Genomic DNA, 13,613 nt, shown 5'->3' with positions numbered 1-13,613 from the left:
GTCATTCCAGCGCAGGGGTCCTGTCACCCAACACAAAACACCCCGGATAGCCAAATCCCCAGCGCCACGGCAGTCCGCTGCAGGGGCCGCCACCGAATCGGACCGCGCCGTAGAGGGCGTCCGAGGTCAGCGAATGGACCGAGCGGATCTGCTCGGGCGTCATGTCATAGCGTTCCGCATAGGCCTGCGCGTGGGTCTCGCCATGGGTTTCGACACAGACCTGCAAAGCCTGATCGGCAGCAAGGCGTGCATCATAGCTTTCAGCGGCCGTCTGCGCGCCACCGGCGTTGTGATAGGCGCGGTCATGGGTCACGCAGCAATACTCCCAAGGCGGGTGTTCCTGATACAACTCACCGATCTGAGGGAACGTATCGGCCACCCAGCGCCAGCTGGCCGACAAGCCGCCCGAGCATCCATCAGTTTCGAACGGGATCAGCTCGGCGTGGCCGCGTTGTGCAATCATGGCGCGGTGAGAGGGCATCTCGACCGCGCGCATCAGGTCTTGAGACGTGGCCGGGCTGGCCAGCAGAAACAGACCCAGCGCCAGATTACGGGCTGTCATCGCGCATCGCCTCGGTATCGACGGTCATGCCGAAAGTTGTGGCCAGCCAAAGTAGCACGCGTTCCGCCGGGCCCATCTCAGCGCGGACGCGCAGAACCTCGCGCGCCATGGCCGGGCGGTCCGTGATCAACCCATCCACCCCCATCGAGGCCATTGCCGACATCTGCAGCGGGTCGTTCACCGTCCAGACATAGATCTCCTTGCCCGCCGCGTGTACCGAGCGGATCAGTCCCGGAGACACGGTTGCCGCGTTCACAGCAACAAAATCGCCTTCCAGCCCCGCCAGGTTGCCCACTGCCGTCGCAGCCAGCACACCCGCGCGCCAATCCGGGCGCAGCGCCTTCATCTTTTGCACGGCCGGATATTTGAGCGACATGGTGGCGATGTCGTCCTGCATTTCGAACTCTTCGACCAACGCGGCGACCCGGTTTTCCAGGTCAACGTCGTGGCCGTAATATTTCAGCTCGATAATGACTTTGGATTTGCCTTTTGTCGCCTCCAGCACCTCACGCAGGGTTGGGGTGCGTTGGTCGGCATATTCAGGGCCAAACCAGCTGCCGATGTCGGTGGATTCCACATCCTCCATCGTGGCGTCCCAGATCTTGGTCGGGACCCCGGCCAGTTTCATGAAGTCACTGTCATGGGCCACGATAACAACACCATCGGCTGTCTCCTGAACGTCGATCTCAACCCAATCCGCACCATCTTCGATCGCTTTAAGAACGGAGGCCATGGTGTTTTCGGGCCGCAGCGCCGCAGCCCCCCGGTGGCCAATAACATCGGCATGATCCTCGGCTTGAACGCGTTCCAGCAGATTGTGGCCGAACCAGCCACCCAGCAGAAGAGCAGCTGCCGCCAGCCCGACCGCTGTGAACAGCGAGGCCTGCATGCGGCGCGGCGCGGGATGGGGCGGCTCATCCGTCTGAGGTTCAAAGAACTTGTCCAGCAGAACCGCCAATGCGCCCAGCGCAGAGGCGGCCAGCACCAGCCCGGCCAGAGACCACAGCCCTGCAATCGCGAGGCTATAGGTCAGCGCCAATTTTAGGTTACTGCTGCCTTGCAACGGCACCAGTCCAAACAAAAGCCCGGCCACCCATGCAATCGCCGCTGCAATCGCAAGGCGCATCGCCAGCCATGCGACCAAGGCCAGTTTCAAGCGCCCGCGTTTGCCCTCCATCCGGGACGTGCTGATATTGAACACATGCGCCGGGTGGACGTTTTCAAACAGCACCAGATGAAGTGACAGAGCCCAGCCCGACAGCTTGCGGATCAGCACCCAAGCCATGGCCAGAGCCACTGCGCCGATCAGGGCCACAGCCACCATAAAGGCGGGCGGGTGGAAGGTCAGGTAGTAGTTGATGTCGTATTCGGTCAGCGTCCACCATGCGATCAACGCCGCGACCGCCAGAAACGGCAGCGCCAACAGCAGAACCCGCAGAATAAACCGGGCCGCAAAGCCAAAAAGCGACGGCAGGCGCGACAGGACCAAGCCGATCGCCGCACTGCCTGCGCGCCACGGATCAGCCTCTCCCATCCGCAGAGAGGCTGCCATGACCGCAAAGACAAACACCTCGGCCAATAGAAAAAGGCTCAGCACCACGATGGCCGCGATGAAACCGGCGGGCGAAAGGATGAAGGCCGCGATATCCTGATCCGTCAGCGCAGTCTGATCGGACAGCGAAACCGCCAGATTGACCGCCAGAGCGACACCGGGCGCGACCAGTGCGATCAGCAGCAGCCGTACCGCAAGATAGATGGGCACAAAGACCCTGCGTCTTGCCCAGGCGCCGGAATAGGCATTTGTAACGGTTGAAAAAATGGACATGTAAACACCCTTGAATGATGCATGCATTCAAGGGTGTGCAGGCATGAATTGCAAGTCAGCTGTCTTCGAGATCCGCAGCCAGACGGAACCCGATGCGGTTGGCGGGCTTGTCCTCGACCGATTTGGGCAAGGCGCGCAGCATCACGTTCAACTGGCTGACATGCTGCACCAGCTGCGTTCGCGCGCCCGTTCCGTCCGAGCCGAAGAACGTGATGATATCTGGGTCGAAATAGCCCATCCCCTGAATCCGCATCAAACCCGCGTCACCTCCGGTGAAACCCATTGCGACCTCGTGATCGCCATCCAGTGTTTTCTCGAAGTTCTGGATATAGAGGATTAGACGCTCATATGCCCATTGCGCGGCACTTTTGGTTTCAACAGGTTTTTTCAACTGCCCCGGCAGGGGTTGGGTGCCGGACTCGGCCTCGGAATCCGCGTGAACCTCATAGCACCGCGGCAGGGCATCCGCTTCAGCAGCCTCGGCCGAGGTTTCGATCTTGTCCTGCATGCATCACCCTTTGCGCTGAAACGTCCACGCCCCGTCCGCGCGTCGCGTCCGGGTTACAGCTCCACTGTGATGAAGATGGTTCATATGTGCAACCGCTTCGACCAGAGCCAGCCCGTATTCGCCTTCACGAATGGTACGCTTGAAGAGCGGCGCAAAGCACTCGGCTGCGGCTTTGGGTTGGTCCAGATATTCCAGCAGACGCTCTAGCGCGCCGTGGTGGTTCTCGATCAGCTGACGCATGCGCAGCGGCAGACCGGTGAAGGGCAATTTGTGGCCCCCCAGAACCAGATGATCCGGGCGAGCCAGTTTTTGCAGCCGCTCGCAGGCCTCGATCCAGTCTGAGACCGGATCGGCCATGGGTTCAGTTGCATAGACGCCCAGATTTGGGCTGATCGAGCCGAGGATCTGATCGCCGCTCAGCACCAAATGATCATCGCGGCTCCAGAGTGTTACATGTTCGGGCGCGTGACCATTGCCCATATGCACGTCCCAGTTGCGCCCACCGATGCGGATCACGTCACCCTGTTTGACCCGCGTGAAGCCGAGGGGCATGGGATAGACCGTATCGGCAAAGTTGAACGGACGATCGGCCTTGCGCTTTTCCAAAAACGCAGGGTCCATCCCGGCGCTTTGATAGAAATCCAGCGTCTCGTGCGGCCAGTTCTCCTGCACGTCCAGTGTCAGCATCCGCGAAAACAGCCATGCGGTGCGGCTTGTCACCAGCTCGACCCCATGTTCGGCCTGAAACCAGCCTGCATTGCCCACGTGGTCGGGGTGGTGATGGGTGACAACAGCGCGCCGAATGAGCTTTCCGGCCAGAGGACCCGACATCAGCTCAGCCCAGATGCGACGCGTTTTGTTCGAGGACATCCCGGTGTCAATCACCGTCCACCCGTCGCCATCGTCCAGCGCGTAGATATTCACATGGTCCAGCGCCATCGGCAAGGGCAGGCGCATCCACAACACGCCCTCGGCTATCTCGATGGCTTCACCGGGGGCGGGCGGCTCGGGCCAAGGGTATCGGATGCCCGATAGCTCCACGCCGTCCATCACGCGCCCAGATCCTCGACGCTGAGGGCGAAGAGGTCATCCGCCCCGTTCTGCGCCTGCGCGAGCAGACCGAGATATTCGGGCAGCAAGGCGTTGATGTAGTAGCGCGCCAGCCGCGCCCGCGGGCCATCCGGATCGGCAAGGGCTGCGGCCAGATGGTAGTGCCCGCCCAAAACCCGTGCAAAGGCGCGCAGGTAGGCCGCGGCACCCGCAAAGCGCGCGTTCATATTGTCCTGCGCCACCATCCATTCGGTCGCTTCGCGCAGGGATTCCGTAGCCTCCCACACCGGACCGGCAAGATCAGGCATCTTGGAGCGGGCCTGTTCGGCGTGATCTTCGATCTCATCGAGCAAACTGGCAGCAGCGTCTCCACCGTCCATCATCTTGCGGGCGACCAAATCCATTGCTTGGATGCCGTTGGTTCCCTCATAAATCGCGGTCACGCGGACATCGCGGTAGTACTGGGCTGCCCCTGCTTCTTCGACGAAGCCCATGCCGCCATGAACCTGTACGCCGGTCTCGGCGACGCGCATCCCGGTCTGGGTGCCAAAGGCCTTGCCAATTGGGGTCAGCAGCGCCGCCCGTGCAGCCCAGTCGGCATCCTCGGTCGCGTGCGCCATATCAATCGCTGCGGCATTCGCCAGCATGATCGCCCGCGCCGCAAATACATCCGCCCGCATTTCGGTCAGCATCCGGCGCACATCCGCGTGGTCGATGATCGTGCCCGAGGGCGTCTTGCCCTGTTTCCGCTCCATCGCGTAGGCCAGCGCGTGTTGATACGCGCCCTCGGCGACACCAACGCCCTCACCGCCGACACCCAGACGTGCGTTGTTCATCATAGTGAACATGGCCGCCATACCGCCGTGCTCTTGCCCGACCAGCCAACCCGTGGCCCCGTCATACTGCATGACACAGGTCGGAGAGCCATGGAGGCCCAACTTGTGTTCCAGCGACACGACGCTCAGGTCGTTGGCAGCGCCGGGGTTGCCCTGCGCGTCGGGCAGGTATTTTGGAACCAAAAACAGCGAAATCCCCTTGGTGCCCGGAACCGCGTCGGGCAGACGGGCCAAAACCAGGTGGCAGATATTCTCGCAGAAATCATTGTCGCCCCAGGAGATATAGATCTTCTGCCCGGTGACCGCATAGGTGCCGTCCCCTTTGGGTTCTGCCCGCGTCGTCAGGGCACCCACATCCGAGCCAGCCTGCGGCTCGGTCAGGTTCATCGTTCCTGAATAGGCGCCAGACATCAGCTTGGGCAGGTACAGCGCCTTGAGCTCGTCACTGGCATGCGCCTCAAGCGCTTCGATCTGACCCTGCGACATCAAGGGGGCCACCTGCAGCGACAGGCAGGCCGCGCTCATCATCTCGTTGACCGCCGACGTGACGGCCATGGGCAGACCCATGCCGCCATAATCGGGGCTGCCGCTCATCCCGATCCACCCGCCTTCGGCGATGGCTTTCCAACCGTCCGAGTATCCGGGTGAGGTGCGCACGACGCCGTTTTCCAAACGCGCGGGTTCCAGATCACCGGGGCGTTGCAGCGGGGCAAGAACCTCTTCGCACATCTTTCCCGCTTCGGTAAGGATCGCGCTGACCACATCCGGGGTTGCGTCAGCGAATCTCTCGGTAGCCGTGATCTGATCGAGACCCACCACATGGCGGAACAGGAATTCATAGTCAGAAACTGGGGCGCGGTATGGCATGGCTTCCCTTGCGGTCTGTCGGCACGGCCGCACTTGGAATCTGCGATCAGCGCCGGTATGCATCTTTGCGTATTGGGATTACCTACTCTTCCCCATGTTGCAAGCAACCAAAACGCGGCGTCACCAGATATGATCCCCACCACTCTTGAGCTGACAGCTGACCCCAAAGGTATTGCCCGGGCCGCTGATCTGTTGCGTCAGGGCCTGCTGGTCGCCTTCCCGACCGAGACGGTCTATGGCCTGGGAGGTGATGCCCGAAACGGTGAGGCCGTGGCCGGGATCTACGAGGCCAAGGGACGGCCCAGTTTCAACCCGCTGATCGCCCATGTCGCCTCGGTCGAGGCGGCACAGCGGTTTGTACAATGGTCGGATCAGGCCGAGCGTTTGGCGAATGCGTTCTGGCCCGGTCCGCTGACCTTGGTTTTGCCGCTGAAGCCGGGGCACGGGGTGTCGACGCTGGTTACTGCAGGGTTGGATACTCTGGCGGTGCGCGTTCCCGCGCATCCTACGGCGCGCGCTTTGTTGGCGGCTGTTGACGGACCGGTTGCGGCACCCTCGGCCAATCCCTCGGGTCAGATCAGCCCGACAACAGCGGCCCATGTGCATGCGGGCTTGGGTGGTCGGATCGCCGCCGTTCTGGATGACGGCCCCTGCGGTGTCGGGTTGGAATCCACCATCGTCGGACTGGTCGGAGAGCCCAGTCTGCTGCGCCCCGGAGGCGTCGCGCTGGAACAGATCGAGACCGTCCTGAACACCCGCCTTCACCTGCACAAAGCGGGGGATATACTGACCGCTCCGGGGCAGTTGCAATCGCACTACGCGCCAGATGCGCCTGTCCGACTGAATGCTGAGATTGTGCAGGGGGATGAGGTTTTGTTAGGCTTCGGCCCGGTCACCTGTGACATGAACCTGTCCGAAACAAGCAATCTGACCGAGGCTGCGGCCAATCTGTTCGCCGCGCTACACAGCCTGAATGAAACCGGGCGTCCGATCGCCGTCTCACCGATCCCCGATCATGGGCTGGGGGCTGCGATCAATGACCGTCTACGCCGCGCCGCCGCGCCGCGCGACAGTTAGCTAGGCACGGCCAGCGCTGGCCGATAGGGTCAGCGGGTCGACACCCAGCGTGGCAAGGGCCTTTTCCCATTTGTCGTCATCGGGCACATCGAACACCAACTCCGAGGATGCATCCGCCGTCAGCCAGCCATTCATAGCGATCTCATCCTCCAGCTGGCCGGGCCCCCAGCCGGAATAGCCCAGCGTCAGCATCGCGTTCAGCGGGCCACGCCCCGCGGCCATATCCTCTAACACATCGAGCGTGGCCGTCATGCTGAAGTCTTCCGAAATCTGCATCGAGTGCAGGTTGGCATCATAGTCGGAGCTATGCAGTACAAAGCCCCGCGACATCTCGACCGGGCCTCCGAAATGCACCAGACGCTCACCTATGATGGGAATGCGACACGGGATGTTGAGCTGCCCCAGCAGGGTTTTGAACCGCAGATCAGAGGGTTTGTTGATGATCAACCCCATCGCGCCATCGTCGCCGTAGCTGCAGATATACACGACCGAGTGATCAAAGCGCGGATCGCCCATCCCCGGCATCGCAATCAACAGTTTTCCGGTCAGGTCCATGCGAGGTTTCTCTTGCTCGTTACCCCTCAACAATGACCCTGTGGCACTGGTATTGGCAAGGGAGCAAAGCTGATTTCAGCAGATTTCACAAAGGTGACCCGAACGTGACTTGGATTTCAGGTCCGCACGGCGCATGTAATAGGGTATGATGACTCGTATGAAATCCTCGGTTGCCCTTCTGATCGCCTGTCTGGGCCTGTCCGCACCCGCCTCGGCGCAGGGTTTGGACGGGGTTGTAGCGCTGGATGTTCTGGACGGAGGACGCACGGCCAATGGGACCTATCTGGGCGCGCTACGTCTGACCCTGAAAGAGGGTTGGAAGACCTATTGGCGCGCGCCGGGCGACGCCGGGATCCCGCCGCAATTCGATTGGAGCGGGTCCGGAAACGTGGGCGATGTGCGTATCACCTGGCCCGCGCCGGAGATTTTCGACCAGAACGGCCTGAAATCCATCGGCTACGAGGATCAACTGGTACTGCCGGTCGAGATTACCCCAAAGAACCCCGCCAAACCTGTGCGCCTGCGGGGTGAGATGGATCTGGGGGTGTGCAAGGACGTTTGCATCCCGCAGCGTCTAGATTTCGACCACAAGGTTGACTCTGATGCAGGTCGCAACCCCGCAATCGCAGCCGCTTTGGCGCAACGCCCCTACTCGGCCCGCGAAGCGCGTGTGGCAAAGGCCAGCTGCCATCTGACCCCAACCTCGGACGGTATGCAGATCGAGGCGCGGGTGACCATGCCTTCGGCCGGCGGGCAAGAGGTTGCGGTGATCGAGCCGGGGAACCCGGTCCTTTGGGCCTCGCAACCCGAAACGCAGCGGCAGGGTGCCACACTGATTGCCCGATCCGAGGTGATCAGCGCCTCGGGCGCACCTTTTGCGCTGGATCGGTCCGAGATTCGGATCACGGTTCTGGGCGCCAACCACGCTGTGGACATTCAGGGATGCTCTGCAGGCTGACCCTATGACGCAATCCCCCAAGATCGGTGCGCTGGCCGTTGTCCTGCATCAGGAAAACGTTCTGCTAGTGCAACGCAGCAAGGAACCGGATCGAGGCCTGTGGGGGTTTCCCGGCGGCCATGTGGAATGGGGTGAAACCGTCCTTCAGGCCGCAGAACGGGAATTGCTTGAGGAAACATCGGTCGCGGCTGAACCGCTGCATTATCTGGACAATCTAGATCTGCTGCGTAGGGATACGGATGGGCAGGTCTTGTCGCACTATTTGCTGGTCGGGGTGGCTTGCCGTTATCAATCGGGTACGCCCTTGGCAGGGGATGACGCGCTGGACGCGCAATGGTTTCCTATCGAGCAGATCCTCAAAGGCGACCTGCCGATGAGCAACCGTGTGGCCAGCCTTTTGCAGCTTGCGCTAAAGGCACACTAGGCCCCGGCCCGGTTTTTGAACCTGGCATAGAACATCCCGGACAGCAGTACGCTCAGGATCACGATGGGGATCGCTCCGGCTACAAACGCCCCTAGCCCCATGCGCAGAATCTCGGGGGCCTCTGCGCCTCCGTACAGACCAACCAATGGGTCTAAAGGCGCACCTGAAACCATTGGCCAGACCAGCGTCACGCCGAACCAGAGCAACAGCGCCAAAGCGGTCGCGCCAAGGGCGGCCTGCACCACACGGTCCCGCGCATAGATCGCCCGACGCATCGCGGTCATTGGACGCGCGAAATCGTTCAGGATCGCCAGCAGAGCGGGCACCAGTACCAGCACCAAGACCATTCCGAAGCCCAGCCCATAAACCAGCGTGATCACAGTCGGCTTGAGGAACTGCGCCTGTTGCGAGCCCTCATAAAGCAGTGGCGTTAGCCCCAGCACCGTCGTCAGCGTGGTCAGCATCACAGGACGCAACCGGTCGGCTGTGCCTTCGATGATCGAGGGCACCAACCCCCTCTCCTGCTGATAGCCGTCAATCGTGGTCACAAGGACAATCGAGTCGTTGACGATAATGCCCGTCATACCCAACAGCCCGACAACGGTGAACATGCTTAGCGGCACGTCCCAAATGTAGTGCCCCCAGATCGCGCCCACCAAGCCAAACGGAATGATCGACATCACCACCAGAGGCCGCGACCAGCTGGCAAACACCCAAGCCAGAACAAGATAGATGCCGGTCAGGCACAGAATCAGACCGGTGCGCGCCTCGGACAGGAACTCGTCCTCTTGTTCGCTCAAGCCCGCCATGCGCCAGTCGACCTGATATTCGCCCGCAATGCGCGGCAGTATCTCTTCGTTCATTGCGCGCCCGATTTCGGCAGCGCGGGCGGGGTCATCCTCGGAGATGTCGCCATTCACCGAAATCACCCGCAGCCCGTTCTCGCGCCGGACGGTCGAAAAGCCTGATTTACGCTCAACCGAGACGATGTCGGCCAGCGGGACATAGACCCCGTCTGGCGTGCGCATGAGGGTGCGTTCCAGGAAATCGGCGGTCAGCTCGCCCTCGGGCAGTTCCACGCGGATTTCAGCGCTGCGGGGGCCGTCGGGGAAGGTCGCGGCCTCGATCCCGTTCAACCGGTTGCGCAGCACGCGGCCCAGCGTTTCGATGCGGAAGCCCAGCGCCTGACCCTGTGCCGTCAGGTCGAGGATGTATTCCTCTTTGTCATAGGCCAGATTGTCCTCAAGCGCCGAGACCTCGGGGTATTTTGACAATTCGGTCTGCAAGTCCTCAGAGGCGGCTTTCAGCGTGTCTACATCCGCGCCGTAGAACTGCACATCAATCGCGTCCCCTCCGGGACCCGAACGCCAACCCCTGAAGCTCAGCAGCTCAACCTTGGGATGGCGAGGGACGAAATCCTGTAACTCGCCCACAAATTCGAAGCTGGAATAGGGGCGCAGGTCGGCGTCGATCAGCTCGATCGAGATACCGCCCAGCAGATCGTCATCCTTGCCCTCGGCCGCGGACAGACCGAACCCCGCACTGCCGCCAACCTCGGCCAGAACATATTCCAGAGGATTGCGCCCGTGGCGGTCCTCGTAGATCTGACCCAACTCTTCGGTGGCGCGCTGCAATTCGCGCATCATGGCAATCGTGTCGGCGCGGGTTGCCCCTTCGGCCATGATGAAATTGCCGGTGACCGAGCCACGCTCGGGCGCGTTGAAAAACCGCCAGTTCACATCGCCGCGAATGAACAGGGCAGCCTGCGTCGCCAGGATCACCAGCATCAGTGCAACCACGACATAGCGCGCCCAGATGACCCAGCCGATAAAGGGGCGAAACAGAGTGTCCCGCACCCAACGGAAGCCCCGGTTCACCACCCGGTTGGGCAGGTCATACCAGTGTTCCTTGGCCGAATGTGCAATGGCGTGGGACATGTGGTTCGGCAGGATCAGGAAGCATTCGATGAGTGAGGCCGCTAGCACCGCGATCACCGTAAAGGGGATATCACGGATCAACTCTCCGAACCGGCCACCCACAAGGGTCAGGCCGAAAAAGGCGATCACGGTGGTGATCGTGGCGGCAAAAACCGGCATGGCCATCCGGCGGGCGGCGCGTTCGGCGGCCACGATAGGCGGCTCCCCCAATCGGCGGGCTCGGAAATCGGCGTGTTCGCCCACAACGATTGCGTCATCCACCACGATCCCAAGCGTGATGATCAGACCGAACAGAGACACCATGTTCAGCGACAAACCACCGATATACATCAGCGCAATCGCTGCCGACATCGCAACCGGAATACCCGCCGCAACCCAGAAAGCAATGCGTGCGTTCAGGAACAGGAACAGCAGACACACGACAAGGCCAAGGCCGACCAGACCGTTGTCGATCAGAATATCCAGACGGTCGGTAATGGCCTGCGCGCGGGTACGGATCATCTCGACCGAGACACCTTCGGGCAGGCTGGCCTGCATCTCGCTCACCACATCCTCGACCGTGTGCTGGATCGCGATGGCATCCCCCAGATTGGACCGGTCCACCCGTACCGACATGGCCGGGTTGTCGCCGACAAAGTAACTGCGGTTGCGATTGACCCCTTCCACCCGGATCTGCGCCACGTCGCCGACAAACAGTTTCGATCCGTCCGCAAAGGTCCTCAGAGCGATGGTCTCGATCTCTTCCGGCGTACGCTTTTCTGCGCCGGTCCGGATGCGCGCGTTGGCGCCCGTCACGTCCCCCGCTGGGCTGGCATTGACCTCAGCCGAAATAGCCGAGGCGATGTCGGCCAAAGCCACATCATTGGCAATCAGCTGCGCTGTGGGCACCTCAACCACCACACGCGGGGCGGCCAGACCGCGGATCGTTGTCCGGGTCACGCCAGCGGCAAACAGGCGGTTGATCAGCTCATCGGTGAACTTGGCCAGTTGGTCCGGATCAACCGGGCCGGTGACGACAACATCTGTCACCCGATCGCGCCAGGCCCCCCGTCGGATCGTGGGCTCTTCGGCATCTTCGGGCAGATTGGTGACGCTGTCGACGGCGGTGCGCACCTCCTCAACGGCGCGGGACATGTCCCAGTTCGGCTCGAACTCCAGCCGGATACTGGCAGAGCCTTCACGAGAGGTCGCCGTGGTGCTTGCCACGCCTTCGACCGCCAGCAATTCAGGTTCGAGCAGTTGGACGATGCCATTGTCGACATCTTCGGGACCGGCCCCTTCCCATTCGACATTCACGTCGACTCGTTCCAGAACCACATCCGGAAAGAACTGTGCACGCATATTCGGAATGGCCGCCGCCCCCAGAACCAGCATCACCAGCAACAGAAGGTTGGCCACAGTTTTGTGGCGGGTGAAATAGCTCAGGATACCTCCGGCAGCGCTGGGAATTTCGCGCATCATGGCGTTTAGCCCCCGGCCCGGTTTTCAATACGGCGCACCAGCGAGGCCGGAACTTTCGCCTCTTCCAACTGACCGAGCATGCGTGTTTTCTCGGCCTCGGGCATATCCTCGCTGGCCTCGACATGGGTGATCAGTTCGGCCCGTTTCGCATCGGTCAATTCCACCAGATCGGGATCGGCACTGGCCTCGGCGCGCAGGGGGCGCACGCGAACCCCGGACCCCAGCAGAGGGGTGCGGCCTACGACGACCTCGCGCCCTTCCAGCCCTTCGCCGCGCAGCAGAACCTCATCGCCCTGACGGCGGATCAGTTGTACAGGCAGGGCTTCTAGGCGATCATCCGCACCCAGCACCAGAACGGTTCCGGCGGCATCCAGAACCGAGGAAGGCAGGCGCACGACCTGCTCAAGGGGCTGCTCCTGCACCGTCACGGTCACGAAATCGCCGGGTTTGAACCCGGAGGCATCCTCGAGCCGCGCATAGATCAACCGCCCGGTCTGCCCCTCACCCGCCGAGCCGCTGTCGCGGCTGATCCGGCCCGTAGCGGTCAGGTCGGTTCCCGTGACCTCAAGCGAAATGGTGACTGGTGCGCTGATCAACTCTCCGTCTTCGTCCAACAAACGCACGAATTGCGCGGTTGAAACGCGGAAGGCCACCTCCAACGCGTTGGGATCCACCAATTCGGCTAGCTTCTCATTTGCTGAAACCAGGCGCCCTTCGACCAGCGTGACATCTGTCAGTGTGCCTCCGAACCGGGCGCGGATGGTCATGTCCTCCAGATCCCGCTCGGCCGCTTCCTGCGCGATCCGCGCGCGGGCCAGCAGGGTCGTGGCCTGATCCACCCGCGATTCCGCCTGCGCCAGCGCTATGCGACGTGCCAGTACGGATTGCTGAGCGGCGGCGGCGGTCAATTCGGCCTCTTCGACGCTGGCGGTTGCTCCCACGCCACGAGATTCGAGATCGCGCTGACGCTGCAGTGCCCTCTCACGTAGCTCGGCCTGCGCCTCGGCCGATTTCAATTCATCCTGCGCCAACAGCAAAGACCGTTCGGCGTCGCGTTCTTCGAACTGGGCATCCAGAACGTCCGACTTGGCACGATCCAGCGCCGATTGCGCATCCGCCGGGTCAAGTTCAACCAAGACCTCACCTGTGGTAACGGTGCCGCCATCTTCGAAATCATCCGCCAATGAGATTACGCGACCACCCAGCGCTGCGCGTAACTCCAGACGCCGGCGGCTTTGCACTTCGCCGAAGGCTTCGAGATTGGGCGTGACGGTCTCAAAAACAGCCGGGCGAACAGTCACCGCAAAGACCCGCTCGCGCGCTTGGGGTTGTTCATTCTCGCGGGTCAGGACCTCTTGCACGGCACCAGTGACGATCTGAACGGCAACAAACAGCAAGGCCAGCGTCAGCGACGCAAGAAACACACCGACCAGACTCTGCCTTAAGAATCGCATCTTCTATTCATCCCGGTTGCAAATGGGCTGCCCTGCGGAAAATGTAGCGGAGGCAGGAAATATGCCAAGCCACAAAGCGGTTATAAGGTGTTGAACGTG

Annotated in this window: 11 protein-coding genes; 3 read left to right on the top strand and 8 right to left on the bottom strand. The window is 61.7% G+C overall.

Annotated elements, in window-relative coordinates:
- Position 1: 1 nt before the first annotated feature.
- Genes ACR0KL_RS12305 through ACR0KL_RS12285 form a run of 5 tightly spaced genes read right to left on the bottom strand, consistent with a single transcriptional unit; the run spans position 2 to position 5,648 of the window.
- Complete coding sequence (locus ACR0KL_RS12305) at positions 2 to 562, bottom strand: hypothetical protein (protein ID WP_170678674.1); 561 nt, start codon at positions 560 to 562, stop codon at positions 2 to 4.
- Positions 549 to 2,387, bottom strand: a complete 1,839-nt coding sequence (locus ACR0KL_RS12300; RefSeq protein WP_170678672.1) for a glycerophosphodiester phosphodiesterase — start codon at positions 2,385 to 2,387, stop codon at positions 549 to 551. The genes ACR0KL_RS12305 and ACR0KL_RS12300 overlap by 14 nt, the downstream gene beginning before the upstream one ends.
- Positions 2,388 to 2,442: 55 nt before the next feature.
- Complete coding sequence (locus tag ACR0KL_RS12295) at positions 2,443 to 2,895, bottom strand: DUF6173 family protein (RefSeq protein WP_480777086.1); 453 nt, start codon at positions 2,893 to 2,895, stop codon at positions 2,443 to 2,445.
- A gap of 3 nt (positions 2,896 to 2,898) precedes the next feature.
- Positions 2,899 to 3,945, bottom strand: a complete 1,047-nt coding sequence (locus ACR0KL_RS12290) for an MBL fold metallo-hydrolase (protein WP_170642866.1) — start codon at positions 3,943 to 3,945, stop codon at positions 2,899 to 2,901.
- Positions 3,945 to 5,648 carry an acyl-CoA dehydrogenase gene (locus ACR0KL_RS12285; RefSeq protein ID WP_480777085.1) on the bottom strand — a complete coding sequence of 568 codons (1,704 nt, stop codon included), beginning with the start codon at positions 5,646 to 5,648 and terminating at the stop codon, positions 3,945 to 3,947. The genes ACR0KL_RS12290 and ACR0KL_RS12285 overlap by 1 nt, the downstream gene beginning before the upstream one ends.
- A 129-nt stretch (positions 5,649 to 5,777) precedes the next feature.
- Between ACR0KL_RS12285 and ACR0KL_RS12280 the strand changes: the two genes are divergently transcribed.
- Positions 5,778 to 6,725 carry an L-threonylcarbamoyladenylate synthase gene (locus tag ACR0KL_RS12280; protein WP_170678668.1) on the top strand — a complete coding sequence of 316 codons (948 nt, stop codon included), beginning with the start codon at positions 5,778 to 5,780 and terminating at the stop codon, positions 6,723 to 6,725.
- Here the strand turns inward: ACR0KL_RS12280 and ACR0KL_RS12275 are convergent, their stop codons facing one another.
- Positions 6,726 to 7,280 carry a YqgE/AlgH family protein gene (locus tag ACR0KL_RS12275; protein ID WP_170666785.1) on the bottom strand — a complete coding sequence of 185 codons (555 nt, stop codon included), beginning with the start codon at positions 7,278 to 7,280 and terminating at the stop codon, positions 6,726 to 6,728. It abuts the gene before it with no gap.
- Between the two features lie 145 nt (positions 7,281 to 7,425).
- On the opposite strand from ACR0KL_RS12275, the gene ACR0KL_RS12270 reads away from it, so the two are divergent.
- Together ACR0KL_RS12270 and ACR0KL_RS12265 are read left to right on the top strand one after the other, a co-directional pair.
- On the top strand, positions 7,426 to 8,238 hold the full coding sequence (locus tag ACR0KL_RS12270; protein WP_170678664.1) for a protein-disulfide reductase DsbD domain-containing protein: 813 nt from the start codon (positions 7,426 to 7,428) through the stop codon (positions 8,236 to 8,238).
- A 4-nt stretch (positions 8,239 to 8,242) separates the two neighbouring features.
- Positions 8,243 to 8,662 carry an NUDIX hydrolase gene (locus tag ACR0KL_RS12265; protein WP_170639865.1) on the top strand — a complete coding sequence of 140 codons (420 nt, stop codon included), beginning with the start codon at positions 8,243 to 8,245 and terminating at the stop codon, positions 8,660 to 8,662.
- Here the strand turns inward: ACR0KL_RS12265 and ACR0KL_RS12260 are convergent.
- Together ACR0KL_RS12260 and ACR0KL_RS12255 are read right to left on the bottom strand one after the other, a co-directional pair.
- On the bottom strand, positions 8,659 to 12,060 hold the full coding sequence (locus ACR0KL_RS12260) for an efflux RND transporter permease subunit (protein ID WP_170678662.1): 3,402 nt from the start codon (positions 12,058 to 12,060) through the stop codon (positions 8,659 to 8,661). The genes ACR0KL_RS12265 and ACR0KL_RS12260 overlap by 4 nt on opposite strands.
- A 5-nt stretch (positions 12,061 to 12,065) precedes the next feature.
- Entirely contained in the window at positions 12,066 to 13,514 is a 1,449-nt protein-coding gene (locus ACR0KL_RS12255; protein WP_170678661.1) for an RND family efflux transporter, read from the bottom strand.
- Positions 13,515 to 13,613: the final 99 nt, after the last annotated feature.

The sequence above is a fragment of the Ruegeria sp. C8 genome (assembly GCF_056537565.1).
Note: the sequence above shows the minus strand (reverse complement) of the source record. Positions and strands in the feature narration are given on the sequence as shown.

Bases quoted from the DNA above. Each gene is read 5' to 3' on its own strand.
- ACR0KL_RS12270 (WP_170678664.1), top strand. From the start codon at position 7,426: ATGATGACTCGTATGAAATCCTCGGTTGCCCTTCTGATCGCCTGTCTG.
- ACR0KL_RS12255 (WP_170678661.1), bottom strand. From the start codon at position 13,514: ATGCGATTCTTAAGGCAGAGTCTGGTCGGTGTGTTTCTTGCGTCGCTG.
- ACR0KL_RS12285 (WP_480777085.1), bottom strand. From the start codon at position 5,648: ATGCCATACCGCGCCCCAGTTTCTGACTATGAATTCCTGTTCCGCCAT.
- ACR0KL_RS12280 (WP_170678668.1), top strand. From the start codon at position 5,778: ATGATCCCCACCACTCTTGAGCTGACAGCTGACCCCAAAGGTATTGCC.
- ACR0KL_RS12300 (WP_170678672.1), bottom strand. From the start codon at position 2,387: ATGTCCATTTTTTCAACCGTTACAAATGCCTATTCCGGCGCCTGGGCA.
- ACR0KL_RS12290 (WP_170642866.1), bottom strand. From the start codon at position 3,945: ATGGACGGCGTGGAGCTATCGGGCATCCGATACCCTTGGCCCGAGCCG.
- ACR0KL_RS12275 (WP_170666785.1), bottom strand. From the start codon at position 7,280: ATGGACCTGACCGGAAAACTGTTGATTGCGATGCCGGGGATGGGCGAT.
- ACR0KL_RS12260 (WP_170678662.1), bottom strand. From the start codon at position 12,060: ATGATGCGCGAAATTCCCAGCGCTGCCGGAGGTATCCTGAGCTATTTC.
- ACR0KL_RS12265 (WP_170639865.1), top strand. From the start codon at position 8,243: ATGACGCAATCCCCCAAGATCGGTGCGCTGGCCGTTGTCCTGCATCAG.
- ACR0KL_RS12305 (WP_170678674.1), bottom strand. From the start codon at position 562: ATGACAGCCCGTAATCTGGCGCTGGGTCTGTTTCTGCTGGCCAGCCCG.
- ACR0KL_RS12295 (WP_480777086.1), bottom strand. From the start codon at position 2,895: ATGCAGGACAAGATCGAAACCTCGGCCGAGGCTGCTGAAGCGGATGCC.